At 37.4% G+C, this 26,215-nt stretch carries 26 protein-coding genes and 1 other RNA gene; 4 read left to right on the top strand and 23 right to left on the bottom strand.

Annotated elements, in window-relative coordinates:
- Positions 1-17 precede the first annotated feature (17 nt).
- A complete protein-coding gene (locus tag C8270_RS14130) occupies positions 18-380 on the top strand; it encodes a DUF2512 family protein (protein ID WP_106497450.1) in 363 nt (120 codons plus the stop codon).
- A 56-nt stretch (positions 381-436) separates the two neighbouring features.
- On the opposite strand, the gene C8270_RS14125 is transcribed toward C8270_RS14130, so the two are convergent.
- On the bottom strand, positions 437-1,027 hold the full coding sequence (locus C8270_RS14125) for an HD domain-containing protein (protein ID WP_106497449.1): 591 nt from the start codon (positions 1,025-1,027) through the stop codon (positions 437-439).
- Positions 1,028-1,357: 330 nt separating this feature from the next.
- On the opposite strand from C8270_RS14125, the gene C8270_RS14120 reads away from it, so the two are divergent.
- Complete coding sequence (locus C8270_RS14120; protein WP_106497448.1) at positions 1,358-1,558, top strand: cold-shock protein; 201 nt, start codon at positions 1,358-1,360, stop codon at positions 1,556-1,558.
- A 69-nt stretch (positions 1,559-1,627) separates the two neighbouring features.
- On the opposite strand, the gene C8270_RS14115 is transcribed toward C8270_RS14120, so the two are convergent.
- The 10 genes from C8270_RS14115 to C8270_RS14070 all read right to left on the bottom strand — a co-directional run bounded on the left by C8270_RS14115 (position 1,628) and on the right by C8270_RS14070 (position 9,856).
- A complete protein-coding gene (locus tag C8270_RS14115) occupies positions 1,628-2,137 on the bottom strand; it encodes an isoprenylcysteine carboxyl methyltransferase family protein (protein WP_106497447.1) in 510 nt (169 codons plus the stop codon).
- Positions 2,134-3,327 carry a type III polyketide synthase gene (locus tag C8270_RS14110; protein ID WP_234028569.1) on the bottom strand — a complete coding sequence of 398 codons (1,194 nt, stop codon included), beginning with the start codon at positions 3,325-3,327 and terminating at the stop codon, positions 2,134-2,136. Before C8270_RS14110 ends, C8270_RS14115 begins: the two co-directional genes overlap by 4 nt.
- 76 nt (positions 3,328-3,403) lie before the next feature.
- Positions 3,404-4,906, bottom strand: coding sequence for a carboxypeptidase M32 (locus C8270_RS14105; RefSeq protein ID WP_106497445.1), 1,503 nt, complete (start codon positions 4,904-4,906; stop codon positions 3,404-3,406).
- Positions 4,907-4,921: 15 nt separating this feature from the next.
- Positions 4,922-6,049 (bottom strand): THUMP domain-containing class I SAM-dependent RNA methyltransferase, encoded by a 1,128-nt coding sequence (locus C8270_RS14100; protein ID WP_106497444.1) that lies wholly within the window; start codon positions 6,047-6,049, stop codon positions 4,922-4,924.
- Between the two features lie 127 nt (positions 6,050-6,176).
- An RNA gene (gene rnpB, locus C8270_RS14095) (RNase P RNA component class B) lies at positions 6,177-6,554 on the bottom strand.
- A gap of 66 nt (positions 6,555-6,620) precedes the next feature.
- Positions 6,621-6,920 (bottom strand): cell division regulator GpsB, encoded by a 300-nt coding sequence (gpsB, locus tag C8270_RS14090; protein ID WP_106497443.1) that lies wholly within the window; start codon positions 6,918-6,920, stop codon positions 6,621-6,623.
- A gap of 579 nt (positions 6,921-7,499) precedes the next feature.
- Positions 7,500-7,904 carry a cytidine deaminase gene (locus C8270_RS14085; protein ID WP_106497442.1) on the bottom strand — a complete coding sequence of 135 codons (405 nt, stop codon included), beginning with the start codon at positions 7,902-7,904 and terminating at the stop codon, positions 7,500-7,502.
- A gap of 66 nt (positions 7,905-7,970) precedes the next feature.
- Positions 7,971-8,324 (bottom strand): DUF1798 family protein, encoded by a 354-nt coding sequence (locus C8270_RS14080; RefSeq protein WP_106497441.1) that lies wholly within the window; start codon positions 8,322-8,324, stop codon positions 7,971-7,973.
- Positions 8,325-8,370: 46 nt separating this feature from the next.
- Positions 8,371-8,598, bottom strand: a complete 228-nt coding sequence (locus tag C8270_RS14075) for a hypothetical protein (protein ID WP_106497440.1) — start codon at positions 8,596-8,598, stop codon at positions 8,371-8,373.
- Between the two features lie 310 nt (positions 8,599-8,908).
- Positions 8,909-9,856 carry a DUF2515 family protein gene (locus tag C8270_RS14070; RefSeq protein ID WP_106497439.1) on the bottom strand — a complete coding sequence of 316 codons (948 nt, stop codon included), beginning with the start codon at positions 9,854-9,856 and terminating at the stop codon, positions 8,909-8,911.
- 138 nt (positions 9,857-9,994) lie between these two features.
- On the opposite strand from C8270_RS14070, the gene recU reads away from it, so the two are divergent.
- Positions 9,995-10,582, top strand: coding sequence for a Holliday junction resolvase RecU (recU, locus tag C8270_RS14065; protein ID WP_106497438.1), 588 nt, complete (start codon positions 9,995-9,997; stop codon positions 10,580-10,582).
- An 18-nt stretch (positions 10,583-10,600) separates the two neighbouring features.
- On the top strand, positions 10,601-13,354 hold the full coding sequence (locus C8270_RS14060) for a PBP1A family penicillin-binding protein (protein ID WP_106497437.1): 2,754 nt from the start codon (positions 10,601-10,603) through the stop codon (positions 13,352-13,354).
- Between the two features lie 52 nt (positions 13,355-13,406).
- Here C8270_RS14060 and nth read toward each other — a convergent pair whose 3' ends face one another.
- The 12 genes from nth to C8270_RS14000 all read right to left on the bottom strand — a co-directional run bounded on the left by nth (position 13,407) and on the right by C8270_RS14000 (position 26,213).
- On the bottom strand, positions 13,407-14,063 hold the full coding sequence (nth, locus tag C8270_RS14055; protein ID WP_106497436.1) for an endonuclease III: 657 nt from the start codon (positions 14,061-14,063) through the stop codon (positions 13,407-13,409).
- Between the two features lie 3 nt (positions 14,064-14,066).
- Positions 14,067-14,747, bottom strand: a complete 681-nt coding sequence (locus tag C8270_RS14050; RefSeq protein ID WP_106497435.1) for a DnaD domain-containing protein — start codon at positions 14,745-14,747, stop codon at positions 14,067-14,069.
- Positions 14,748-14,849: 102 nt separating this feature from the next.
- Positions 14,850-16,142, bottom strand: a complete 1,293-nt coding sequence (gene asnS, locus C8270_RS14045; protein ID WP_106497434.1) for an asparagine--tRNA ligase — start codon at positions 16,140-16,142, stop codon at positions 14,850-14,852.
- A gap of 18 nt (positions 16,143-16,160) precedes the next feature.
- Entirely contained in the window at positions 16,161-17,345 is a 1,185-nt protein-coding gene (locus C8270_RS14040; protein WP_106497433.1) for a pyridoxal phosphate-dependent aminotransferase, read from the bottom strand.
- A gap of 56 nt (positions 17,346-17,401) precedes the next feature.
- On the bottom strand, positions 17,402-17,938 hold the full coding sequence (locus C8270_RS14035; RefSeq protein ID WP_158701733.1) for a cell wall elongation regulator TseB-like domain-containing protein: 537 nt from the start codon (positions 17,936-17,938) through the stop codon (positions 17,402-17,404).
- On the bottom strand, positions 17,901-18,059 hold the full coding sequence (locus C8270_RS14030) for a YpmA family protein (RefSeq protein WP_234028651.1): 159 nt from the start codon (positions 18,057-18,059) through the stop codon (positions 17,901-17,903). The genes C8270_RS14035 and C8270_RS14030 overlap by 38 nt, the downstream gene beginning before the upstream one ends.
- Before the next feature lie 240 nt (positions 18,060-18,299).
- Positions 18,300-21,098 (bottom strand): ATP-dependent DNA helicase DinG, encoded by a 2,799-nt coding sequence (gene dinG, locus C8270_RS14025; protein ID WP_106497430.1) that lies wholly within the window; start codon positions 21,096-21,098, stop codon positions 18,300-18,302.
- 794 nt (positions 21,099-21,892) lie between these two features.
- Positions 21,893-22,300 carry an aspartate 1-decarboxylase gene (gene panD / locus C8270_RS14020; protein WP_106497429.1) on the bottom strand — a complete coding sequence of 136 codons (408 nt, stop codon included), beginning with the start codon at positions 22,298-22,300 and terminating at the stop codon, positions 21,893-21,895.
- 12 nt (positions 22,301-22,312) lie between these two features.
- Positions 22,313-23,185 carry a pantoate--beta-alanine ligase gene (panC, locus tag C8270_RS14015; protein ID WP_106497428.1) on the bottom strand — a complete coding sequence of 291 codons (873 nt, stop codon included), beginning with the start codon at positions 23,183-23,185 and terminating at the stop codon, positions 22,313-22,315.
- Between the two features lie 16 nt (positions 23,186-23,201).
- Positions 23,202-24,029 carry a 3-methyl-2-oxobutanoate hydroxymethyltransferase gene (panB, locus tag C8270_RS14010; RefSeq protein ID WP_106497427.1) on the bottom strand — a complete coding sequence of 276 codons (828 nt, stop codon included), beginning with the start codon at positions 24,027-24,029 and terminating at the stop codon, positions 23,202-23,204.
- Complete coding sequence (locus C8270_RS14005) at positions 24,019-25,023, bottom strand: biotin--[acetyl-CoA-carboxylase] ligase (RefSeq protein ID WP_106497426.1); 1,005 nt, start codon at positions 25,021-25,023, stop codon at positions 24,019-24,021. The genes panB and C8270_RS14005 overlap by 11 nt, the downstream gene beginning before the upstream one ends.
- Positions 24,999-26,213, bottom strand: a complete 1,215-nt coding sequence (locus C8270_RS14000) for a CCA tRNA nucleotidyltransferase (protein ID WP_234028568.1) — start codon at positions 26,211-26,213, stop codon at positions 24,999-25,001. Before C8270_RS14000 ends, C8270_RS14005 begins: the two co-directional genes overlap by 25 nt.
- Between the last annotated feature and the right edge of the window lie 2 nt (positions 26,214-26,215).

Below are 26,215 nucleotides of genomic sequence, written 5' to 3'. Positions count from 1 at the left end.
AAAAAGGTGGGATTAAAATGAGTGGATTCATCGTAAAATTAATTGTATGTCCAATAGGTGTCATCCTTGCATCGTGGATTTTTCCTAATGTTGATTTTGCTTATTGGTACCAGCCAATCATCATTGGTGTTGTATTAGCAGTTATTGGTTATTTTATGGAAGTTTTAATGCTAAAGGAGAGCACGAACTGGTTAAGTACAGGATTGGATTTTATTGTCACGACACTTGTTGTCTATTACGGTTCCATGTTCTTCACAGATTCAGCTGTCACCTTTTGGGGAGCAGTCTTGACTGGACTTCTCATTGCAGTAACAGAAATATTTCAGCATTACTGGTTATTGGAAACTGGAAAAACAGAAAAAGGACCTGTTAGCGACTAAATTTACAAAGGCCGATTATAGGGTATCATATCTCTGTAATCGGCTTTTGTATGTTTCTACCATTCACGAAAGAACTGCTCTAAATACGTTTCCATAAATTTGTGTCGCTCACATGCGATTTGTTTTGCTGTTTTTGTATGCATGCATTCCTTCAATGTCAATAATTTATCATAAAAGTGTTGGATGGAAGTGTTATCTTTATATGTATCATGATAAATAAACTGGCCTTTTGCTCCTCCATATGCAAAGGTTCTGGCAATTCCAATCGCACCAATTGCATCAATTCGATCTGCATCTTGAACAATTTTGCCTTCTAATGTCGTCGGAACTGCTCCTTTACTGAACGAAACATCTCTCATAGCCGTTTTTATCTGTTTAATATTGCTGGTTGCTAAACCAATCGATTCGAGAAATAAATCCAATTCTTGAAGGGCTTTTGTTGGGTTAGTAAAAAGTTTATGATCGCCAATATCATGTAGCCATGCGGCTGCTTCACAAATGAATAAATCGGCAAATTCTTGTTCCGCGATCATCCTTGCTGTTTTGGCTACACGCTTCATATGAAAAAAATCATGTCCAGTTGTGTCCTCTTGAAAGTGATTCATTACATAAGTCTGTATTTTCTTTAGTTGTTCATCTTTTCTCATTTTTATACCCCACTCCCAAATTACTCGCTTTCCTCTTAAACGTTTTCATTATAACCCAGTTTATGATAAAAAATATAGTTAAAAAGTTATGATTTTTAGTGGCTATTTCTTGACGGAGAAGCTAAAATAAGCTATGATTTAGACAAGCAAAGAAGATGTATGGAATCATTAATGACAGGCAGCTTCTATAGAAGTGGATGTGACTTATGATCCTACGCTTCTATAGGAGCTGCCTTTTTTCCGGATCATCCAGCTTTGTATTATTAACACGTGTTAAAGAATGTTTAAACACATACTTTTGCGTGAAAGTTTTTAGGAGGATTAATCACAATGGAAAACGGAGTAGTAAAATGGTTCAACGCAGAAAAAGGTTATGGTTTCATTCAAGTTGAAGACGGAAATGATGTATTTGTTCATTATTCTGCAATTCAAGAAGAAGGCTTCAAATCTTTAGAAGAAGGACAAGAAGTTACTTTTGAAATCGTAGAAGGCGAACGCGGACCTCAAGCTGCTAATGTAGTTAAAAAATAATTTATCAATATATAAAGCGGTAATCTCTCATTAGATTACCGCTTTTTTTGGTCTTTTATCATACCATAATCAAGTTGCCCTCGTTAAAGCTTTTTCTTCACGTGGTATCCGTAATCGCAGGAGACCTAGATGCAGCAACGGGAATAAAACAGCTGTAAAATAAGCCCCTAACATAAGCGGAATGATAAACAATTCAATTAACACAATCAGATAATTTGGATGTTTGATATATTTATACGGACCTTTCTTAATCAAGGATACCCCTGGCAATACGATTATTTTCGTATTCCAAAACTTTCCTAAGGTTCGAATACACCACACTCGGCCAATTTGGGTAGCGATAAAGATTAGGAACAAAAAGTAATTTAATTGTTTACCTGCAATATCACTTAATTCAACCTCAAAAACAATCGTAAAGAAAAATAAGCTATGGAGAATGATAAACCATTTATAATGTTTTTTCCCTTTCTCAATTCCTCCCCTTTCTTTCATCCACTTTTCATTTCGTTTTGCTATCATTAGTTCCAAAAGACGCTGGCACACGATAGCTCCCAATAAAAAAATCATCCATGTCGTCATTCGCTCCACTCCAATAATAATAGTTCTGAGCTAAATCCTGGTCCTAAAGCAGATAAAATGCTATATTCCCCTAGACTAACTTCTTCCTCTTTCATCCATTCATTTAATACATAAATGACTGTACTTGAAGACATGTTTCCATGATTCTGCAACACATTATACGAATGGGCTAATTGTTCACGGGAAATATGTAATGTATCTTCCATTGCCTCCAGCACTTTTTTACCACCAGGATGCGCAATAAAAGAATGAATGGACTTCTCGGTTATGTTTCCATTTTTTAAAAACGCATTCATATGATCTTTCCAAAGTGTTTGTACGAGGTTCGGAATACTTTTGGAAAAAATCACTTCCAACCCATTGTTAGTAATGTCCCACCCCATTACGGAAAGACTATCTTTTTTTGTAAATGAACTTGTGGTGACTAGTTTGGGTAATACTTTTCTGCGTTTTTGACGGTAGATAGAATCCTTCCCGCTCATAAAAACGGCTCCTACTCCATCCCCAAATAAAGCGGTCCCAACTAGGTTGCTTTTCTTATAATCATCTTTTTGAAATGTTAAACTACACAATTCCGCACATACAACGAGTGCTGTCTTGTTCGGGTGTGCCGTGAGAAAGTCATATGCACGCGCCAACCCAATGGCACCCCCAGCACAACCAAGTCCCCATAATGGCATACGTTTAACATCTTCACGAAATGGACGTTCATTAAAAATGTGGGTATCAAGCGAAGGTGTGGCGATACCTGTACTTGATACAAATATAATCATATCAACAGCCTCATACGGGATTGATTCTGTTAATAATTGCTCATTTGTTAGACAATGATCAATCGCCTTTAAGGCATAATCGCAAGCATGGAGTTGATATAAATTATTTTTTTCTTGAAAAGTATGGCTCGTCTTAAACCAATCTTTTTCCACTGCGAATTGTCGTTTCACAATTTCAGCATGATCAAATACCGGTAACAATCTTGCTAATTGTCTTTCGGTGTATGGAAATAACTCCCCAACCATTTCTTTAATTTCTTGTTGGCTTATTTCATACTTTGGAATGCCAACACCTGCAGAACAAATATATGTCATCAGATTCACCTTTTTTAAGATAGTTTGTGTTGTTTGAATTAAAATATGAAAAATTTTTCCTAGCAGATTAGAAATACTAGGCACTCGCCACGTGTCTAGCAATTGCTGAAGTTTTTTTTATAAAATTTTATCCTTTTAAAGTGTAAAAAAACAGGAGCTTAATGCAGCCCCTGTTTTTTTATAGCTTATAAATATCCGTGTATTTATTCGTTAAATATTGTACTAAATAATCAGGATTTAATGATTCATTTGTGACATCTTGAATAATTTCCAATGGTTTTTTCATTTTTCCATATTGGTGAATGTGACTTGTTAACCATTGTCTAATGGGATCAGAATTACCTTTTGCAATCATGTCATCTAAGTTCATTTCTTTTGCCATGGTATGCTGAAATTGTGCTGCATACATATAACCGAGTGCATAGGATGGGAAGTAGCCAAAGTCTCCTCCAGCCCAATGGATATCCTGTAAGACCCCTTCTCGATCTGTTGGTGGTTCAATTCCTAGATAATCTACCATTTTTTCATTCCATAAATGTGGTAAATCACGAACGCTTATCTCATCGTTGATTAATGCTTTTTCTAGTTCATATCTGATCATAATATGAAGAGGATACGTTAATTCATCTGCTTCTATGCGGATGAATGATGGCTTCACTTCATTTACGGCACGATAAAAATCATCCAATGGCACATGATGAAACTGTTGTGGTGCAAATGATTTGAATGAATCATAGTGTGATTGCCAAAAGGCTTCACTACGGCCAATAAAATTTTCCCAAAACAATGACTGTGATTCATGAATTCCCATTGAAGTTCCTGTGGCTAGAGGTGTGCCAGCAAGTTGTTGACTGATGTTTTGCTCATACAATGCATGTCCACCTTCATGAATCGTGCCAAATACAGCCATACGGAAATCTTCTTCATCGTACCTCGTTGTTACCCGGACATCATTCAAATTTATTCCAATTGCAAATGGATGAATCGTTTCATCAAGTCGGCCGGAATCAAAGTCATACCCCATTTGCTTTAGAACTTCTAATGTAAATGCTCGTTGATCTTGTTTCGGAAAATGCCCTGTCAATACAGTAGGATCAGGTTTTGCATTACTTCGATTAATATCATCAACTAAGGAACTTAAAGATTTTCGAAGTTTGGGAAACACGTTATCTAATGTTTTGGTTGTAACCCCAGGCTCATAATTGTGTAAAAGCGCATCATAGATGTTTGCTTTATATCCCCAATAGTTAGCAAACTTTTTATTATAGTCCACGAGTTTTTCCAAGTAAGGTTGAAACAATGAAAAATCGGCTTTCTCTCTTGCTTCTTGCCATATCGCTTCAGACTTCGATTGAAGCATCACATATTCCTTGAATTCATCATGAGGAATTTTTTTATTGCGCTCATATGTTTCCTGACAATCTTCAGCAGTTTTTCGAATTATCTCGTCTTTGGTCGATTCCATTAACATATCGGTAATGTACTTCATTTTTTCAGATGTTTCCAATTGATGAAGCTTTTCCGATAGTAACCCTACTACCTCTGAGCGCTGTCCCACACCTTTTTTGGGGATCTTTGTGCGCATATCCCATTGTGTAAGCGTAATTGCCTCCCGATATGCATTTTGTTCTTGAAGTAATTCGTGGAAGTCTTTCTCTAAAGCTTTTGTATTGTCTCCCATTTTGATCTCCCCTCTCTATCTCTTCCCAAAGTACTGATAGTAATCAGTACGAATGAACCCATTAAAAAGTTTTCGCTTTTTCGTTGCTTTTTGTCCATACTGTTTCTCAAATTCTTCAAAAGCTGTCAGGATATAAACACTCCAACTTGGATGTTCTTTCATGATGCTGCCAAGGTCTTGATAAAGACTTGCGATCGTTTTTTTGTCTCCAAGCCGTTGTCCGTATGGTGGATTTCCGATGATATAACCATTTTCTTTGCGGATGAACAAATCCTTCACTTGCATTTGCTTCCATACGAGTAAATCGCCTAATCCCGCTTCTGTCGCATTGTCCTTTGCGATCTTTATCATATTATGATCGATATCGGAGCCGACAATATCAAGTTGTTGACCATAATTCGCTAGATCCTCTGCCTCTTCAAAAGCTTGTTCCCAATAACTATTTTTAATAAAACCCCAATTTTCAGATGCAAATTCACGATTAAATCCCGGTGCAATATTTTGTCCAATTAATGCAGCCTCGATTGGTATTGTGCCTGACCCACAGAAAGGGTCAATAAATGTGTATGTAGGCTGCCAATTTGTCAACAAAACAAGTGCAGCTGCCATGGTTTCTTTTAATGGTGCTTCACCTTGACCTACACGGTAGCCACGTTTATGTAAACCAGCCCCAGACGTATCTAATGTTAGAGAGGCGACATCTTTATGTATGGCTACTTCTACTTTATAAAATGCACCTGATTCTGGCATTTTTGAAGCCAATCCGTATTTTAGTTTTAAACGTTCGGCAATTGCTTTTTTTACAATAGCTTGACAATCTGGGACACTATACAATGTGGATTTCACTGATTTCCCAGAAACGGGAAATTGCCCGTCCTCTGTAATAAAACTTTCCCATGGCAATGCTTTTGTTCCTTCAAATAATTCATCAAATGTTGTCGCGTTAAATTCACCAATAAGTAATTTAACCCGATCCGCAGTTCGAAGCCATAAGTTACAACGCGGGATGGCTGTAATTGGTGCTGTGAAAATAACTTTCCCATTCTCCACCTCAGCATCATAGCCAAGGTCCTTCACTTCACTTGCAACAACCGATTCTAATCCCATCGCCGCTGTTGCTATTAATTTTACATCTTGAATCATAATCTCACTCGTTTCCTTTAACTAAATTACGTTTAGTGTACCACTTAAGAGGAAAAAATAAAAAACCTTTCACTTGGCATGTTACCATGTGAAAGGTTTATCTATTAATTGTATGGACCATTGAATACTTCATAAGCCATGTTCTGTTCCATTGTACTCCAAACGGTGGTCAACCTTGTACTTTGGTCGTAATCATCTATCTGCAAGCATTAGCTTGTCCCTTTTTCAGTTTGATTCCCTAATCAAGGGTGCCCCTACCTTATTTTGGGTTGCTCACTCGTGGGGTTTACCTCGTTCCACTCTGGATGTTTCCATTCAGACTACGTCACTGTGGCACTTTCAAGAAGTTTTTTCCATATCTTAAAAAGACTTAGGAATTCCTTCTGCCGTTAACCAATCGGCTACCTTGACTTATGGTTTCGTCAAGCACGATCACTACAAACATCTCAGTTTGTGTGAGCATGGACTTTCCTCTGCATTATTTATGCAGCGATTACATCAGTATTCAACATCATTCTAAAAGAGTATACCACAAATTTTGTATAATTGCATTGGTAAAAAAAGCTAGACATTAGGAATCAGCATATTTTTTGCCAAAAACAGTTTTTTCTAAGTTGGATAAACGTTTGAGAATATCATAATTCACTTGATGATTTGGTGCTTGAGATCGGGTTCTTGATTGATCTGTTTGTTTTCGTAAGCGTTCATTTTCTTGTTGTAGTTTTTCAATTTCTTGTTGGAATGCTTCATAATCCTGTATGATCGAGTCTAAAAATTCATCTACTTCTTCTTGGTTATATCCGCGCATGGCAGTTTTAAAGTTTTTTTCAAGGATGTCTTTTCCACTGAGTTGGATGTTCGTTCCGTTCATTGTTATCATCACCTCATATTCTTCACGAGTACATCTATATTTTTTCAAATAAACAAGGGAATGTCAATTTTAATTGTATTATTGTTATATGTATATATGCTTGTTTAGGAAAACTTTATGTAAAATAGTTTTATAAAAGATTGTTATTTTTTAAACAATAGATATAAACTGCGAAGTAAGTAGGGTTCAAAATTGCCGCTACGGAAAATACACTGCGCTTTCCGCGGGCAACGCTTCAGCTTCCTCGGAAGAAAAGCACTTCCTGCGGGATCTTCAGCTGTTGCTTTTCCCGCAGGAGTCTACGTGTATTTCCTTCGCTGATGTTGTGCTTTATCATATTATTACAATTATTTAATGCTTGATTACAGGGAAATATTAAACCATGTATTTCCTTGCAAGCAGCCCGGATACACGTAGACTCCTGGGGGAAGAGAGGCATCGGTGAGACCCCGCAGTGCGCCAGCACGAGGAGGCTCTCCAGCCGCCCCCGGAAAGCGAAGTGTATACGGGCTGCGGGGCAGAAAGCAACAAATATTACGAAAAGAGCCTAAATAAAGAAGCTGCGAATTCCAGCTTCTTTTATTCTTTGTTATGCAGGTCATCTGGTTGAAAGGAAAACGGTAATAATTCTTCCACCGAAACCGTTTTTGTGTTGTTATGTAGATTTGTTAAATGAACCGTCATTGTTGGTTTGAAAAACTCGCTCATTACTTGACGGCAGGATCCGCATGGTGGTACGGGTCTTTCTGTATCTGCGACAACTGCCATTTCGCTAAATTCCCTTTCCCCATCCGCAATAGCTTTGAAAATAGCCACTCGTTCTGCACAGCAGGTAACTGGAAATGCCGCATTCTCGATATTACAACCTGTATATACTTTCCCAGACTTGGTCGTTAAGGCTGCCCCAACCGGAAATTCTGAATATGGCACATAGGCTTTTTCCCTTATTTTCTTTGCCTCATTGATTAAACTTTCTTTATTCATCTTGCCTTCCCCTTTCATACTAGGTGGAAGGCAATTATACGGAATTAAATGGTTATTGTAAAGGCTTTATTTTTGTAATTCTCGTATTAACTGATCAAAAACGTAATGAACTGATTTATTTAATTCCATGTACCGTTTACGTTTTACATCGATATAGAAGCTGTGCATTAACAGCAATTCCATGTTTTCTCGTGTCGATGTAACTTGTTGTGGATGAACATTTACTTCTCGTTTTTTTACAGATTTTAGTGCTGCTTCTTCCCAATTTGCTAAAAGCTGATAAATAGGTTCTGTTGTTTCCTTCACAGTTAAAAAAAATTGTTTATCCCGTTTATCTTCAGGAGGGTCGTTATGTTCATATCTCTCTGTTAATTGATTTAAATGATGTTTTAATTCCTTTGTTTGCTCTGTTAATTCCATGTCTAAAAACCGCCTTTTATTCTATGTCTCCCATATACTGTACCACCTATGAAGGCTTTTTTGCACGGCTTTTTATTCGATTCACGGTCGACTGTGCTACTCTAATCGTATTCTGTTGGTAATAAAATGATTGAATGATTTCATTATCAACCTTCATTGTTAATTTTTGATCTGCCCACCTTAATTGGTCAGACATATTTTGGAGCGAATTCACAAATGCCTGCTTATCTATTCCCTCGTTCGAATACGATAACTTTTGAGCTAAAATAGTCACATTACTCACCCTCATCAAAGTATTTTATCTAACTAATTCGGCAAAAGTTTGGAACGACCTTCTTGTTCGACAAAACTAGAAAAAATGAGGCAAAACAAGTGCAAGCACTCATTTTTTCTTTGAAATTTGACAAACTAAGAACAAAGGAGGTATAAGTATGAAGAAACAGACGAAACAAAAAGCTGAAGAAAAGCAAAAGAAAGATGTACGGGGTTACGGCAATAAAAAATTAGACGGCCCGGATCGTCCATCAACTTAAATAGCCAGCTATATATTCTAAAAAAATCGGCCCTTGAGCCGATTTTTTTGGTTACGAGAACATTTTCTTAATGTGATAAGACGCATAAAGCAAATGCCTTTTTTTGTAAAAAGAAGCACCAACGTTCGAATGAATTGAATGGTTTTGTACATCTTGAAACCATTTAGACTTTATCCCCCCTAATTTGTACCAGTCTTTACGAATAATATCTTGATGGGATATTGTAGGGTAAACGACACGTAAAAGTGGACTTCTAGGCAAATGTAACTGTAAGAATCGCTCATAATCACGTCGAGAACCGGTGTGCTCCATTGTAGTGGCGAAATCAAGCAGGTTTTGATAAATGGTTGGATCGTATATAATTGCAGCAAGATGTTTTCCTAATGTTATCCTGTTCGTTACATTCGTGAAGTCATGTACAAAAGCACCATATAAATTAGGTGATCGTGTAGGCAAAATTACTGCATTCATGAATAAAAAATCTTGTATTAGGTATGGAAGTCTGGAAAATACCTGATACTTGAAATAAGCCTGTTTCATGACTGGACGTTGAATCACATTTTGCTCATTAATGATCAAAGCAGTCATTAACCTGTTCTGGTCATGATGCTGCCAAAATTGATACCATTCGTGAACCATGAATGTTGAAACTCGTAACCCTGTTAATAAATCAAACAAAGGCATATTCAATTTTCTCGATAACTTATATACTAATAATTGTGGATAAGCGTCGGAGAAAATCAGCCAATTTGCCCGTTCGTATGTCATGAATAACTGTTGACGCTTTTTATGACTAAGAAGTTTTTTGAATGGCGGTAAATAAAGATCTGTCATGTTCCATCCAGCATTTCTGGAAACTAAACTTGCAACAAAGGCCCATTTGATTTCCGGAAAGCGAAGATAAAAGTTTTGATATGCTTTCGTACGGGTAATGTTATCGAGATTATGTTCTTTTGTCTTCTTTATTATATAATGGAGATAATCTTGGCTTCCTAGCATGAATTGTCGCACGCTCCCAGATGCATTGAATTACGATAACTATTAGGATTCGTATTTACAGTACATATTATGCATTTGTTTATTATCAAGTCCGCTTTTTTTGTGGTATGATACTGTAATATGCAAGGGGGAATTTGGATGAACTATCCGAATGGAAGAAAGCATACAATCCCGCAAAATAATAGAAATCAAGCGAAAAACAGCTTTAGTAATCGGGGGATGACATTAGAAGAAGATATTAATGAAACAAACACGTGTTATTTAGAAATGAATAAAGCAGTGATCCATAAGAAACCAACACCTGTACAAATAGTAAAGGTTCACTATCCTAGAAGGAGTGCTGCTGTTATTACTGAAGGGTATTTTAAACAAGCCTCAACAACGGATTACAATGGATTATATCGTGGAAGATATATTGATTTTGAAGCAAAGGAAACAAAAAATAAAACACTGTTTCCATTAGCTAATATCCACGATCATCAGATAAAACATATGCAATCCATTGTGGAACATGATGGGATTTGCTTTATGTTAATTCGATTCGCCACATTTAATGAAACTTATTATATGCCTGCTGAAAAGATTTTTCCATATTGGCAAAACAAACTAAATGGTGGTCGTAAATCGATTCCCTATCAAACAATTAAACAAGATGGATACCAGATCCCCTTTCATTTTCAAAAGAGAGTGGATTATTTGCAGGTAATTGATCAGCTTTATTTTTAGAGACGGAGGAATGGAGCTATGGCAGAAAACGGCCAATCTCGCATGGCAAGAAGAAAGCAAAAGAAAACGAAAAAGAAACCGTTATGGAAAAGGATTTTTCTCTATACTGGAATCATAATTTTGGCTTTAGCAATTGGTGTCGGAGCATTGTTCACCTATTATATCGCTACTGCGCCTGATATTGATGCATCCAAACTAACAGATCCATTTTCATCAAAAATTTATGATAAAGATGGGGAATTGTTTGCTGATTTGGGAGCAGAACAGCGAACGAAAATTAGTTATGATGACTTACCGCAAGTTTTAATTGATGCGGTTGTTGCAACAGAGGACTCGCGTTTCTTTGAACACCATGGGATAGACCCTAAGCGAATTGGTGGTGCAATTATCGCTAATATTACGGATGGTTTTGGTTCTCAGGGTGCAAGTACCATAACACAACAGGTGGTAGAACAAGCCTTCCTGAAACATGATAAAAAAATAAGTCTCAAAGTACAAGAAATGTGGTTAGCACTGCAATTAGAGCAAGATTATTCAAAAGAAGAAATACTCGAGATGTATTTGAATAAAGTTTATTATGGTAGTGGCGCCTATGGGGTGGCTAAAGCCGCACAAATTTATTATGGTAAGACAGACTTGAACGATTTAACATTACCTGAGGCTGCCATTTTAGCCGGTTTACCGCAACGTCCGACTGGTTATGACCCGTATAATCATCCTGAATTAACGAAGGAACGGATGGATACGGTCCTCGATTTAATGGTCATGCACGGTAAAATAACGGAGAAAGAAGCGGATGAAGCAAGGAAAGTTGATATTCCATCATTATTAACAGATACACATCCTGATACATCACCGTATGAAGGATTTTTACAAAAAGTTAAAAAAGAAGTAAAACAAAAACTTGATGGTGCAGATATTTATACAGATGGGCTAAAAATATATACAACGTTGGACACAGACATGCAAGACCATGTTGAGTTCCTATTTTCGGATAGTGATGATAATCCAATTCCGTATCCAGATAAAGTAGAAGACACGAAAGGTAATATGGTCGATATGCAAGCTGGAATGGTTGTATTAGATACGAAAAATGGGGCAATACGTGCAATTGGCGGTGCTCGTGGAGGACTTGAAAACGGTGGCTACAACTATGCCATTCAGGGTGGCCGTCAAGCCGGGTCTACTATGAAACCGATCGCTGCTTATGGTCCTGCCATTGAATATGAAAAATGGTCAACATATCATCAACTAAACGATGATAAACCTTTTGAAATTGCGGGTACCAATAAAAAAGCAGGCAACTGGAACGGCAAATATCAAGGCTGGATGTCAATGCGTTATGCATTAGCTCAATCATTGAATGTTCCAGCACTAAAAACAACTGATGAAATCGGCACAGGAAAAGCACAGGAATTTGCTGAAGGTTTAGGAATAGATTTTGGTGATAAAAATATGACCATTTTGGATACCATTGGTGGAGCTTCATTAGAAGTTACCCCACTTGAGCTTGCAGGTGCATACCGGGCATTTGGTAATGAAGGGATATCGAATGAACCATACGCTGTTACTAAAGTAGAATTCCCTGATGGTAAAACGGTTGAATTAAAACCAAAACCAGAGCCTGTTATGTCAGACTATACGGCATATATGATAACTGATATGCTCAAATCAGTTATGACGGAGGGTACAGGAACGTTAGCCAACATTCCTAGTCTTCCAGTAGCTGGGAAAACAGGAACAACAAACCTTGAAGATAAAGACGGTAGTCCTGATTCATGGTTTAGTGGTTATTCAACTAATTACACTATCTCCATCTGGACTGGATATAATGATCAAAAAGTGGTTTTACCTGATACCAAAATTCCACACGCATTGTTTAAAAATACAATGTCTTATATTTCTGATGGTATTGAAACAGCTGATTTCACAAAACCAAGCTCGGTTGTGGAGCTCGGTGTAGAAAAAGGATCGAATCCTGCACGGTTACCAAGTGACTATACACCAGAATCGGAAATTGTTTCGGAGTTATTTGTAAAAGGAAATGAACCATCAAAAACGTCGGAGAAATACGATAAACTTGATCCTGTCAACGATTTAACAGCAACTTTTAACGAAGATGAAAATACAATTGATGTGGAATGGGATTATGATGAAGATCAAGACGTTTCCTTCCAAGTAAGTGCAGGTATTGACGGCGGACAGATGCAAGAACTATCAACAACAGATGATACAGACATGGAAATCACAAGTGTTGAACCGGGTGCTGAATATACGATCCAAGTCGTGGTTGTTAGTAATGATGATGAGGCAAATACGAGTGAGGCAAAATCAACAAAAGTGACAACCGATGGAGAAGCTGAAGAAGATGAGGACGAAGCTGAAAATGATGGCGAGATGGAACCCGTTAATGGATTAAATGCTACCTATAAAAATAATACCATTGATGTTTCATGGAAATATAATGGTCCTGCGGCAACGTTTGAGGTGACCGTTACACCAAGTGGTGGCGCACCTCAACAACAAACAGTTAATTCAAATGGCCTTAAAATTGACAATGCTCAGCCAGGTATTACCTATACGATTGCTGTTACACCAATAGGTAAAAATGGAGAAACAAGCGGTATTCGAGGTGAATCACAGAGTACTACCATTCAAATACCTGGTGAAGATGAAGAAACTGGTGGTCCAGGAGAAGATCATGGGAATGGACATGGAAACGGCCACGGGAATGACCAAGAAGATGACGAAGACCAAGACAACGACGAATAAAAATAAAAAAAGACCGAGGCAGCTCATTTTAAAGTGAGCTGCCTCGGTCTTTTTAAATAGCATTTCGTTTCTTCATTCGTTTCTGACCTTCCCTGCAAACTTCTAACAGAGGACATTCAGGGCAATTTGGATTTTTAGCCTTGCAATGGTATCTACCAAAGAAGATCATCCGGTGGTGTGTTTCACTCCACTCATTTTTGGGAACTTTTTTCATTAATGTTTGTTCTACTTCTAATACGGAACCCTTCCATCGGCAAAAGCCTAGTCGTTTAGCAACCCGTTCGACGTGTGTGTCAACTGCAATCGCAGGTTCATGAAAAGCAACCGAAGCGACAACATTAGCAGTTTTTCGTCCAACACCTGCCAATTTCATGAGTTCCTCCTTTGTTTCCGGAACTTCCCCACCATATTCATCAATCAACATTTGGCAAAGTTTGCGAATATTTTTTGCCTTGTTCCGATAAAGTCCAATTGATCGGATGTCCTGTTGTAATTCCTCTAAAGTGACAGCTAAATAATCTTCAGGTGTTTGATATTTTTTAAACAATTCTTTTGTCACCTTATTGACCAACACATCGGTACATTGAGCAGATAAAAGTACAGCAATGACTAATTCAAATGGATTGGCATGATTCAGTTCGCATTCGGCATGTGGGAACATTTCACGCATGCGATCCAGACAAAACTGGACCTGTTTTTTAGTTAGCACCGTTTAATCCTCCCCTTCTAGCCAGTTATAGTAAAACGATGTATCCCTCTTTTTGGTTGGTGCTGTTGGTTTACTCGTTTGTTTATTATGAAATGATTTGGTTGCCTCTCTTGCTTGTTCGACTGTTTTTATCCCTTTCTTCTTCCAATCTCGGAGAATTCGATCGATATATTTAAAATTAAGTTTTCCCATTAAAACCGATTCCCTTAATGCTGCTTTAATTAATGACGGTGCTAATTCGTCTTCATCTAACCATACATTGATGGTTTCGATTTCAAATGGTGACAATGGCCTGCCGAATTCTTGCTCAAATAGAATAAAAATGGAGCCATCTTCCTGTTCTGTTTCCGGCTTGACGGTCGAAAATATTTTTTCCCAAAGCGGGTCTAAGGAGTATAGTTCACTCCATTGATTTTGTTCATTTTTTGTTTGCTCAATTGCCAAAAATCCCTTTTGAATCAGCTTGCGCAATATAGTTGAACATTCTTGTTCGTCTATCGTTAGAAATGATGTCAGTTCGGCCGGTGTTGGAAATTCATTTTCATCAAAAATAAATCGATATATTTGTAATAACAGCATAACGTCCTTTTCGTCTAGTCCGAGCGATTTATAATTTGTTAACAACCTCGTTGGCACTTGCAACTGGTTTAGTAATATTTGTTGGATTTGGATTGATTTACGCAATGTATGCACCTCACTCCTAGTATAGCATGGAAAAGCTTTGATAACGTTTAAAATCCCTCGCTTTTACACAAGGGATTTTAACTACGAAACGAGTTCGATTAATCAAGGATATAGTCTGTTTAATAGTCTTGGGAATGGAATTGTCTCCCTTACGTGTTCAACACCTGACAGCCATGCTACTGTTCGCTCAAGGCCAAGTCCAAATCCGGAATGTGGAACACTCCCATACTGACGAAGTTCCAAATACCATTTGTACGCCTCGCCGGTCAAGTTATGTTCCTCATAACGTTGTTTCATCAATTCTAAATCATCGATACGTTGTGAGCCACCAATGATTTCGCCATACCCTTCTGGGGCAATTAAATCAGCACATAAAACGACATCATCGCGGTTTGGATCTGGTTTCATGTAGAAAGCCTTAATATCTTTTGGATAGTTTGTGATGAACACTGGTTTATCAAAACTTTCGGCAATTGCTGTTTCATGCGGTGCACCAAAATCTTCTCCCCATTCAATATCAGTAAATCCCTTTTCTTTTAGTAGTTCGACCGCATCGTCATATGAAATCCTTGGAAAAGGTGCCTTAATTAACTCAAGTTTTGATGTATCACGTTCCAATATGCCAAGTTCCAGTTTACAATTATTTAAAACGGATTGTACGATAAAGCTTACATATTGTTCTTGGATTTGTAAACTTTCATCATGATCAACAAAAGCCATTTCTGGTTCAATCATCCAAAATTCAATGAGATGTCTTCTTGTCTTTGATTTTTCCGCACGAAATGTTGGACCAAAAGAAAATACTTTACCGAAAGCCATTGCTGCTGCTTCCATGTACAGTTGTCCGCTTTGTGATAAATAGGCTTCTTCATCGAAATACTGAGTATGGAATAATTCAGTAGTTCCTTCGGCGGATGATCCTGTTAGGATTGGGGGATCAATTTTAACGTAGCCACTTTCATTATAAAATTGGTATGTAGCCCGAATAATTTCATTACGAATTTTCATAACTGCATGTTGTCGCTTAGAACGAAGCCAAAGATGACGATGGTCCATTAGAAATTCTGTACCATGCTCTTTTGGTGTGATTGGATAATCAACGGCTTCATGAATTAATTCAATCTGCTGTACTTGCATTTCATAGCCAAATGGTGACCGCTTGTCCTCAACAATCGTTCCAGTTATGTACATGGACGTTTCTTGTGACATGTTTTTTGCAAGTTGAAAATCATCTTCACTTACATCATTTTTAGCAACTACTGCTTGAATGAACCCCGTTCCATCACGCAATTGCAAAAAGGCAATTTTACCACTTGAACGCTTATTGGCAAGCCATGCGCCGATTGTTACTTGTTGTCCTTCATGTTTGGGTACTTCTGATATCGTTGTTTTCAAAAAAATTCCCTCCAAAAACTATGATTGATGGTTTAAGACAAACCGTTTTATTCGTTTTGCTGCTTCTGATAATAATTCAATTGATGTTGCATAAGATAGGCGTACATTATGTTCTGCTCCAAAACCGGATCCTGGAACAAGGGCAACTTTCTCCTCTTCTAATAATGCGGTAACCCACTCGTCGACACTTGTAAATCCAGTCATATTAACTGCTTCCTGTACATTAGGGAACAAATAAAAGGCTCCCTTTGGCTTTATACAAGTTACGCCTGGTATATCATTTATTAGGTGATACATCTGTTCTAATCGCTCTTTAAATGCACGTTTCATTTCATCCGTAGCATCATCATTTGCTGAATATGCAGCAAGTGCGGCATACTGTGCGATTGACGTCGGGTTTGATGTCGAATGTGACGCAAGATTTGTCATTGCTTTAATGATTTTCTCATTTCCAGCTGCATAACCAATCCGCCAGCCTGTCATTGCGTGTGATTTAGACACACCATTAATAATAATAGTTTGTTCTTTTAGCACATCAGAAATTTGCGCAATCGAGACATGCACATCATCAGTGTAAATTAATTTTTCATAAATCTCATCGGAAATGATCATAATATTATGTTTTAGACAAACGTCACCAAGTGCTGCCAGCTCTTTTTCATTATACATCATACCGGTTGGGTTGCTCGGTGAATTGATAATAAATGCTTTTGTCTTTTCTGTAATAGCTGCTTCTAATTGATCAGGTGTTAATTTAAATTGATTCGTTTCTTCTGCTGTAACAAAAACAGGTTTACCACCGGCTAGTTTAACCTGTTCTGGATAGCTTACCCAATATGGTGTTGGAATAATTACTTCATCTGCTGGGTTTAATAGTACTTGGAATAACGTATATAGTGCATGTTTCGCACCGGTTGTAACAATGATTTCACTTGCATTATAGGACAAATGATTATCGTTTTTTAGTTTATTTATGATCGCTTTTTTAAGTTCCACTGTTCCGCCAGATGGTGTATATTTTGTCATCCCTTCACGCATCGCTTTTTCTGCTGCGTCGATAATATATTTTGGTGTATTAAAATCTGGCTCGCCTGCTCCCAATCCAATGACATCATAGCCCTGCTCTTTTAATTCTTTCGCTTTAGCTGTAATAGCGAGAGTTGAAGATGGTGTTAATGTTTTAACTCTATTTGCTAATTCCATGAAATCACCTTCCTTGTAGGGTTGTTTAACATATTGAAATCTTCTGGTTTACCTGTTTAATTAAACATACTCTTTAACCGGATTTGCTGAAAACGCGAACCATCGTAAATAGATAAATAATCAAACGTATAGCGATCTGAACTATCTTTATATGTGACTTCCCATAAGGCTTTGTTCTCAATCATTGCTGGGGTAACGTCGATAAGTTCACATTTTTTACATTGCTCTTGCCATTGATCAATAACATTTTGCTCGTGTAATATGTCAGATGCATCGATGATTGTTATATTTTCTGATTTAGAAGACGGAATCGGTACGAAAACAATCTTTTCATCCTGATCGTTTGTACTACCAAATAAAATGTGGTATGTTTTTTTACCCTGAAATTTCGAAATACGATCAATTTCTGTCAATTCCGTGTTTTTCAATACACGTTCTTTTGTGTCATTAAAACCAGCATTTTTACTTTCCTGGATACTATGGTATAAAAAGCCGATATAGATCAAACAAGAAATGAGGACAAGACAAATAATCAACAAAATCCATTTTAACCAACTAGGTACGATAGATTGTGAATACTGCTTGATTTTCATCAGTTTTATCTAATGCCAAACCAAACATTAGATCTTCCTTTTTTAGTGTTCGATTTAAGCAATCGACAATTTTGTACAAATCTGCGGAATAGTGGATTTTTAATGTTGATAATGTCTCCATATTGTTCAATTGTAATCCCTCCATAAAAAAAGCTTCTTGTTTTATCAATTTTTGCTACACATAGTACACTTACCATGGTAAAAACTAATAGTACGCTTGAGATAAATATATTTTGTCTGACCCTATACAGTATAACAAGCTTTTTAATGTTTTGTATTTATTTCAACAAAAAATTTTCCAGGCCCATACCATAATAACTGATGCATCGATTGGTGCATCAGTATTTTTAATTAATTTTCACTAAAACCATTGTTCTGCCTTATCCATTAACCGTTGTGTCGAATCAAATGTTGTTGGCACATTTGGAATTGAGTCGGTAAAATAATTGCCATAACGAGCCTTCATTAATCGCGCATCACAAACAAATACAATCCCCCGATCATTTGTTGAACGAATTAACCGTCCAAATCCTTGTTTAAACCGGATGACAGCATTTGGCAGTGAAAGTTCCATAAATGCATTTTTACCATTACTTTTTAAGTCGCTGGCTTTTGCTTCATATATGGGATGGTCCGGCGGCTGAAAAGGTAGACGAACAATGACTAGACATGATAAATCTTCACCAGGTATATCGACACCTTCCCAAAAAGAACTTGTTCCGAGTAAAATGGCTTGTTCATAATTAATAAAGTTTTTCTTTAACCTTGCACGACTTCCACTTGAAATTCCCTGGGCAATCAGGACATACTTCGTTAAATCCAGTGTTTCCTTCAGTACGGTGTATGATTTCTTCAACATGTCATACGATGTAAACAGGATTAACATACGGCCTTTGGTAATCTCTGCCAATGATAATATTGCTTCACTTGTTGCATAAATATAATCGTCCAAATTTCCATGCTTTATATCGGGAAAGTCATTCGGAATCATTAACTGAACTTGATCTTGATACGAAAACGGAGATTTAATTTTTGCTGTCATCAATCGATCATCCATTAATCCTAAACGATTTTGAATAAAGGCGAACGAATTTTTCATCGTTAACGTGGCACTTGTTAATATAACACTTTGCTTTTGTTCAAAAAAGTCATCTGCTAATAATGTAGACATATTAATTGGTTCACTGTAGATATAAACAGCATTTTTTGCTCCAAACGCTTCGATTTCAATCCATTTAACGTTACTTCCCCCATCATCATCGATTAGAAACAGTTGCTCAATATGATCAATAAATGTTTGCAATAACTCAATCGTGATATCTATTTCATCTTTGTCATTTTTTGTAAGTAGTTCACTTTTTTCCAAATATTGTTCTGTATATGCCAAAATATGAATAAGATCGCGAAAATAAAAGGTTAATCTCGTAGCCATTTCCCTTATTGTACTCCACTTGTTTGGATGTTCCTGATCGTTTTCAAATCGGTACTGAATGCGCCCGATATCGCTATAAGATTTTTTGTTTTTTTGCTGATCAACTACATATTGAAAAAGATAGCGAAATAAATCGTCAACCTCATATTTCGCATTTTCATAAATATTATTCCATTTATCCATCGGTGTATTTTCAATCGAATAGGTTGTCGCTATTTTTCCAAGCAAATTCGCTTCATCCGTTCTACCGATATGATTTAAACGATAATGGATTGTTGCATAATCAAGCTTCAATCCATAATGTTTGGAGGCTGTTTCTTCTAAATGATGGGCCTCGTCAATGATTGCTTTGTCGTATGCGGGTAAAAACTGATACCCATTAAACATATCTGTACATAATAATGCATGATTGGTAATAACGATGTCGGCTTTTTGTGCTTGGCGTTTGGCATGCTGGTAAAATGACCTGGTAAACCATGGTGATGTTGGATCAGCATATCCTTCTGTATCTGTGGAAATGCGTTTAAAAAATAAAAAACCACTCGATGGCAACTGAATTTCATCGATATCCCCTGTCTCGGTTTCCGTTAACCAAACTAGAAGCATGGCTTTTGTTAGGACGATATCATAGTTGTCTTGTTGTTCGGATGATAATTCATGTTCAAATTTTTCCAAGCTTATGTAATGCTGCTTTCCTTTTAACAATGCAACATGAAATGGAAATGAAACTAATTTATGAATTAGTGGAATTTCTTCATCTAGCAGCTGTGATTGTAATTGGGTTGTATAGGTACTAATTACAATTCGTTTGTTCGTCTGAATCGCTTCATAAACAGCTGGAAGCAAATAAGCCAATGACTTACCGGTTCCTGTCTCTGCCTCTATCAACCCATGTTTTTCAGAGCGAAATGCATCATAAATATGTTCAGACATTTCTCGTTGCCCGTTTCTTTTTTCGTAACGACGCATTTGTTGTTCCATCGTTCCATTATGTTCATATATATCATCAAGATAATTACCATAGGGAGAATCTATTTCAGTGTTTGCTTTTTTATATTCCGTCATTTTCTTGAAGGCCAATCCACGATAAGAAACAATGTCTTGGTTATCTTCTGTTGAGAATGCCAATGCTTGCTGTCTAGCATTTAGCAGCTGGTATAAATCCGATTTTAACATTGGTTCAAGTTTTAAAAGATGATCAATTGTTTCGTAAGGCAATGATTCTAGCTTTTCTTTTAATTTTAACAATAATTTTGCCGTTACAAAGGCATCTGACAATGCACGATGTGGATCATCGTGTTTAATTTGAATATAATCTGCCAATTGACCGAGTTTGAAACTTGGGGCTTGCGGATAAAGGATTCTTGCAAGTTCAACCGTATCAATAACTGGGTTTGTTAGTTTTTTCTTGTTATTAAAAGCAAGTTCCTCATTTAAAAAGCCTAAATCAAACGGTACATTATGGGCAATTAAATAACTGTCCTGAAACATTGCAACAATCTCATCTGCTTTTTCTGAAAAAGTAGGTGCATCTATGACATCTTGATCAGCTATTCCCGTTAAATTTGCGATAAAAGGAGGAATTGGTTTCCCTGGATTTAGCAGTGTGGAAAACTCATTTGTTATTTCATTATTTTCGATCGTCACAATTCCTACTTCAATAATTTTGTCTTTGTTTGCTGGTGAATGACCTGTCGTTTCGAGATCAATAACGACAAACTTATCCATCCATTACACCCCCTATCACAACGTAATTATTCCCTTATAACTCACTTTCGCACCAATAAAATGAGATCAAACAGTTAGCTGAGGCAAACTTGAAACATTTCTAATAATTGCCTTGACAACCTTTGTAAAACATAAAGACCTACTCGCTTCATTGAAAGCATTTGTTGAAGTTGATTTATATATAAAATGCGAAGTAAACTAAGAAATTGCTCCCTCGCCGTTCCGGAAATACACTACGCTTTCCGCGGGCGGCTGCTGAGCCTCCTCAAGCTATCGCTTTCCGGGGTCTCCCCTAGGCCTCTCTTCCCGCAGGAGTCTCCGTGCATTTCCTCCACTGGTATTGCATTTACGATCATTAGCCGTAGTGGTAATTGTTCTATAAGTATCCTACCACTTCACTAGTCCGGGTGAGTGAATGGTGGTGACTCCTGCGGGAATAGCACGTGTCCGAAGACCCCGCAGAGTGGTTTGAAAAGGAGGGTCGACTAAAACCGTCCTTTGCGGACAACGTCGACATACCCCTCGCCGGGGCAAGTAGGCTGAGGCCGTGCCCGCGGAAAGCATCCACCCGGAACGATCCCGGACGGCGGTAAATGCACGTATTTATAGGGAAGAGCAGTCGCAGTTTGTTTAAAAGTGATTAAATCCAAAGTCAACTTGAGCAGTGAATCTCCATCCTTCCTTATTTTATCAAGGTTTATTTGTCCATTTCACGCTGCGAAAGTTGAGCTTATAAGTAAAACTCTTATCAGCATCCATGATAAGAGTTTACACCTTTTACATCCATCATCAACTTAGCGAATCGGCATCTTTCCATCGTGAATTTCAGTCATTGGTGGCTCTTGTTCGATAAGCTCGGTGATGTCATTTTTTTCATTCATAAGTGCAACCTTTGGCTTAAATGATGCTAACTCTTCTTCTGAAACAATTGCATACGATACAATGATAACTGTATCATCAGGTTGAACAAGCCGTGCTGCGGCACCATTTAAGCAGACAACTCCAGATCCTCTATCACCTGATATAACGTAGGTTTCCAGCCGTGCTCCATTATTATTATTTACGATTTGGACTTTTTCGTGTGGCAAAATACCAACTTGATCCAAAATATTTTGATCAATCGTTACACTTCCAACATAATTCAGATTTGCTTCGGTTACTCGTGCACGATGAATTTTCGCTTTCATCATGGTGCGAAACATAAATCCTTCCCCCTACTCGATCCGTTTGACTAAACTTCCATTTTTATCAAAAATCAGGTTATCGATTAACCGAGCTTGTTTAAACTTAACTGCTGTTGCTAAAATCACTTGTTGATCTACAAGTGAAACAGGCTGTAATGCAGGGTAGCTCAATAATTCGACATAATCAATTGTCCCATTTGTTTGTTTGTCAATTATGTCCATAACCTCTTTTACAATGATAGCAGGATTTTTTTCTCCGTCAACTACTAATTCCCGACCATATTGCAATGCTTTGTATAAGAACACTGCTTCTTCTCGTTCATTTTCATCAAGGTTAACATTTCGGCTGCTCTTCGCTAAGCCGTCATTTTCTCGAATCGTTGGTAGAGCGATTAAATCGACCGGAAAATCTAAATCCTTGATCAGAGCATCCACAACTGCAATCTGTTGGGCATCTTTCATCCCAAAATATGCTTTTGAAGGTTGAGTAAGATGAAAAAGTTTTGATAATACCGTTAAAACTCCTTCAAAATGGCCAGATCGTGTGCGTCCACATAAAACATTTATCCGTTCTTCAATAGCCATAGAAATTAGCATTTTAGTTGGATACATATCCTTAGCATCTGGAATAAAAACAATATCTACACCCGCTTTTTCTGCTAGTGCAATATCATTTTCTTCATTTCTTGGATATCGCTCATAGTCTTCGTTAGGTCCAAATTGTAATGGATTAACAAATATACTGGTGATAACGAGATCATTATCCCGTTTCGCCTGTTCCATTAAAGCAAGGTGTCCTTCGTGAAAGAATCCCATCGTCGGGACGAAACCGATTGTCTTATTAGCACGGATATAGTTAAATGACTTCCTTTGCATGTCTGACTTGGCACGAATGATTTCCATTTTGTATCGACCTACTTTATTCTTTTGGTAAAAAGTCTTTATTTTTAATAGCAAAACTGTATTGTTCGGTTGGGAAATGTTCTTGTTTCACATCATCATGATACGTCGTTATTGCTTGTTTGATAGTCGAATTAACATCGGTATATGATTTAACAAACTTTGGCAAGCGATCAACACCATATTGGATAATATCATGATAAACAAGGACTTGACCATCACACTTTGCTCCGGCACCAATTCCAATTGTTGGGATAGTTAATTGCTCCGTAATGATATTTGACAGCTCCATCGGCACACATTCAAGAACTACCGCCATTGCACCGTGTTCCTCTAATTGTTTGGCATCGTGTAATAACTTTGTACCTGCCTTCTGGTCCTTTCCTTGAACTTTAAAACCACCCAAAACATTAACGGATTGTGGTGTTAGACCAATATGGGCTACAACGGGTATGCCAGCATCTGTTAATCTTTGCGTCAAGGTAAGAATCTCATCAGAAGCCCCTTCTATTTTAAGTGCTTGAGCATCTGTTTCCTGGAATATTTTTCGTGCATGATATAATGATTCCTCAAGCGAGATGTGATAAGACATAAACGGCATATCAACAACAACAAATGTATCACTGGCCCCACGTTTAACGGCTTTAGCATGGTGAATCATATCATCGACGGTTACTTTTATCGTGGAATCATAGCCAAGTACAACCATTCCAAGTGAATCACCTACTAAAATCATGTCTATTCCTGCTTGTTCAGCTAATTTTGCTGCTGGATAGTCATAGGCAGTTATCATAGTTATCTTCTCATTTGCCTCTTTCATCTTCTGCAAATTCAATTTAGTTAGCAAAATCGTCCCCTCCTTTTTCATACCAATCAATTTCAGCCGAATATAGTTTTTTCATTTCCCCGTCGAGTGTTTTTGTTAATAATGCACCGTCTTCGGCAATTCCTAAAAATACAGCGTTCCATTGTTCCCTCATCGTTTTAATATGAATGGTTTCACCAATTTTAAATCCATAGCTTTCCCACTTGCTTTTAACATCTGGAAATCCATTCGCAATATATGCATCATACGCTTTTTCAAATGTCATTAAAATGTTTTGGATGAGTGTTTGCGTGTCCCATTCTTTGTTGGTCTCCATTAGTAAGGATGTTGCTTTCTTTTTAATATCAGATGGTATCTCATCATGTGTTTGGTTCACATTGATCCCAATTCCAATCACAACATACTGAATTTGATCTTGTTCTGCCTGCATTTCCGTTAAGATACCTGCTGTCTTATTATGGTTGATTAAAATATCATTTGGCCATTTAATTTTTGGGTTTGTGTGTGTATCTTTAGTCAAAACATCCGCCAGAACAGTAGCAGTTAACAGTGTTAATTGTGGGGCAAGGTAAGGCAATATATTAGGTCTCAAAATGATACTCATCCAAATACCTTTCTGTTTTGCTGAATGCCATTTACGGTTCATTCTACCTTTTCCTGCTGTTTGTTCGTCTGCCACAATGACAGTTCCATGATCCACGTTTTCCTGTGCCAATTGATGGGCAATGTGTTGGGTTGATGTAGTTACTTCTTTATGTATGACTGTTTTACCTAACCATTGTGTACCTAATCCCCATAAAATTGTGTTTTCACTTACTTTATCAGGGAATTTCAATATTCGGTAGCCCTTTTTTGACTTCCCTTCAATCTGGTAGCCATCTTTCTCTAATTCTTTCATGTGTTTCCAAATGGCAGCTCTTGAAATAGCCAGTTTTTCAGATAATAATTGACCGGAAATGTAGTGATCACCACTGCTCGCCAAAAGTTTTATTAATTTATTTCGGGTGGATTCCATTTTACCCAGTCCTTTAAGTCATTTTTGTTATTTGCTAATTCTCCGTACACAACTTTTTTCTCAAGTATCATTAAGTACCGCTTTATCCAGGGGCCTTTCTCATATTCGGGAAATAATCTATGGAGGTCATTTCCATTTAACGCGACATCCCTTTTGCTATGAATCGGCAAGTTAGTTTTTAATTTCTGAAGGTTATCCAGGCTAACTGGAAACACGTCAAATAAAATCTTTCCTAGCCGAATAAACCCTTTATGGAAGCTTGTGTCTAAACGGTATGCGAGCCATTGATCCAATCCATGTCGTTGATAATAAAACAAAGCATCGGCCAATTGCATGGCTTCTTGTTTGATTTTATTTGAACACTTCCATTCTTTTACCCAGTAGATGATATTAATTTTAGGTTCAAGGAAATGAAAAAGTGCAATGACTTCACCAAACGATTGTAATGGGTTTACTGGTTGTGGTAATCGATGAATGATATATGGATATTCTATCATAACTGGCAATTGTTTATATATTTCTGTGCTTATTAAATAGTCGATACCTATATTAACGAATTCCCCTGCAAATAGTTTCGTGATTTCGGTTGCCATTCGTTCGACTGCAAGCCCACTAATCTGTTGCTTCAGACGCATCATGTTGTCAAGCGTTTTCCGTTCAATGGTGAATCCTAATTGACTGGAGAAACGTAATGCGCGAATGATTCTCAGTGGGTCTTCACTGAATCGCTCGTAACCGTCTCCAACAGTACGAATTAGTTTTTGTTGTAAATCCTGTCTACCAGCAAATAAGTCAATAATATTTCCATGTATATCCATTGCGAGCGCGTTTATTGTAAAATCGCGGCGTTGTAAATCTTCATCAATTTTTTGTATAAATGCTACACTATCTGGATGTCTATTATCACTGTATTCACCTTCGCGACGAAACGTTGTAACTTCATAGGATTCATGCTCATGGCGGACGATAACCGTTCCGTGTTCGATTCCAACCGGGATGACTTTTTCAAATATGTCCTGAACCTCACTAGGTTGAGCTGATGTTGCAATATCAATGTCACCAATTGAACGGTTAAGCAGCAAATCCCGAACACAGCCCCCAACGTAAAAAGCTTGGTACCCATGCTTTTCAAGTTTCTCCAATATTGGTCTTGCTTGTTCGAACAAGTTTATCTGCATCGTTATCACCATTT

The organism is Lentibacillus sp. Marseille-P4043 (genome assembly GCF_900258515.1).
Classification (GTDB): Bacteria; Bacillota; Bacilli; order Bacillales; family Amphibacillaceae; genus Lentibacillus_C.
This window is presented reverse-complemented; position numbering and strand designations above follow the sequence as displayed.

What these genes read in the sequence shown, in the direction of transcription:
- recU (WP_106497438.1), top strand. Translation starts at nt 9,995, where the DNA reads ATGAACTATCCGAATGGAAGAAAGCATACAATCCCGCAAAATAATAGA.
- C8270_RS14005 (WP_106497426.1), bottom strand. Translation starts at nt 25,023, where the DNA reads ATGGAATCCACCCGAAATAAATTAATAAAACTTTTGGCGAGCAGTGGT.
- gpsB (WP_106497443.1), bottom strand. Translation starts at nt 6,920, where the DNA reads ATGAACGGAACGAACATCCAACTCAGTGGAAAAGACATCCTTGAAAAA.
- C8270_RS14035 (WP_158701733.1), bottom strand. Translation starts at nt 17,938, where the DNA reads ATGAAAATCAAGCAGTATTCACAATCTATCGTACCTAGTTGGTTAAAA.
- panD (WP_106497429.1), bottom strand. Translation starts at nt 22,300, where the DNA reads ATGTTTCGCACCATGATGAAAGCGAAAATTCATCGTGCACGAGTAACC.
- C8270_RS14130 (WP_106497450.1), top strand. Translation starts at nt 18, where the DNA reads ATGAGTGGATTCATCGTAAAATTAATTGTATGTCCAATAGGTGTCATC.
- C8270_RS14120 (WP_106497448.1), top strand. Translation starts at nt 1,358, where the DNA reads ATGGAAAACGGAGTAGTAAAATGGTTCAACGCAGAAAAAGGTTATGGT.
- C8270_RS14100 (WP_106497444.1), bottom strand. Translation starts at nt 6,049, where the DNA reads ATGATTCAAGATGTAAAATTAATAGCAACAGCGGCGATGGGATTAGAA.
- C8270_RS14085 (WP_106497442.1), bottom strand. Translation starts at nt 7,904, where the DNA reads ATGAATAAAGAAAGTTTAATCAATGAGGCAAAGAAAATAAGGGAAAAA.
- C8270_RS14060 (WP_106497437.1), top strand. Translation starts at nt 10,601, where the DNA reads ATGGCAGAAAACGGCCAATCTCGCATGGCAAGAAGAAAGCAAAAGAAA.
- dinG (WP_106497430.1), bottom strand. Translation starts at nt 21,098, where the DNA reads ATGGATAAGTTTGTCGTTATTGATCTCGAAACGACAGGTCATTCACCA.
- C8270_RS14125 (WP_106497449.1), bottom strand. Translation starts at nt 1,027, where the DNA reads ATGAGAAAAGATGAACAACTAAAGAAAATACAGACTTATGTAATGAAT.
- C8270_RS14080 (WP_106497441.1), bottom strand. Translation starts at nt 8,324, where the DNA reads ATGGAATTAACAGAGCAAACAAAGGAATTAAAACATCATTTAAATCAA.
- C8270_RS14115 (WP_106497447.1), bottom strand. Translation starts at nt 2,137, where the DNA reads ATGACGACATGGATGATTTTTTTATTGGGAGCTATCGTGTGCCAGCGT.
- C8270_RS14040 (WP_106497433.1), bottom strand. Translation starts at nt 17,345, where the DNA reads ATGGAATTAGCAAATAGAGTTAAAACATTAACACCATCTTCAACTCTC.
- panC (WP_106497428.1), bottom strand. Translation starts at nt 23,185, where the DNA reads ATGGAAATCATTCGTGCCAAGTCAGACATGCAAAGGAAGTCATTTAAC.
- C8270_RS14105 (WP_106497445.1), bottom strand. Translation starts at nt 4,906, where the DNA reads ATGGGAGACAATACAAAAGCTTTAGAGAAAGACTTCCACGAATTACTT.
- C8270_RS14000 (WP_234028568.1), bottom strand. Translation starts at nt 26,213, where the DNA reads ATGGTGATAACGATGCAGATAAACTTGTTCGAACAAGCAAGACCAATA.
- C8270_RS14070 (WP_106497439.1), bottom strand. Translation starts at nt 9,856, where the DNA reads ATGCTAGGAAGCCAAGATTATCTCCATTATATAATAAAGAAGACAAAA.
- C8270_RS14030 (WP_234028651.1), bottom strand. Translation starts at nt 18,059, where the DNA reads ATGGAGACATTATCAACATTAAAAATCCACTATTCCGCAGATTTGTAC.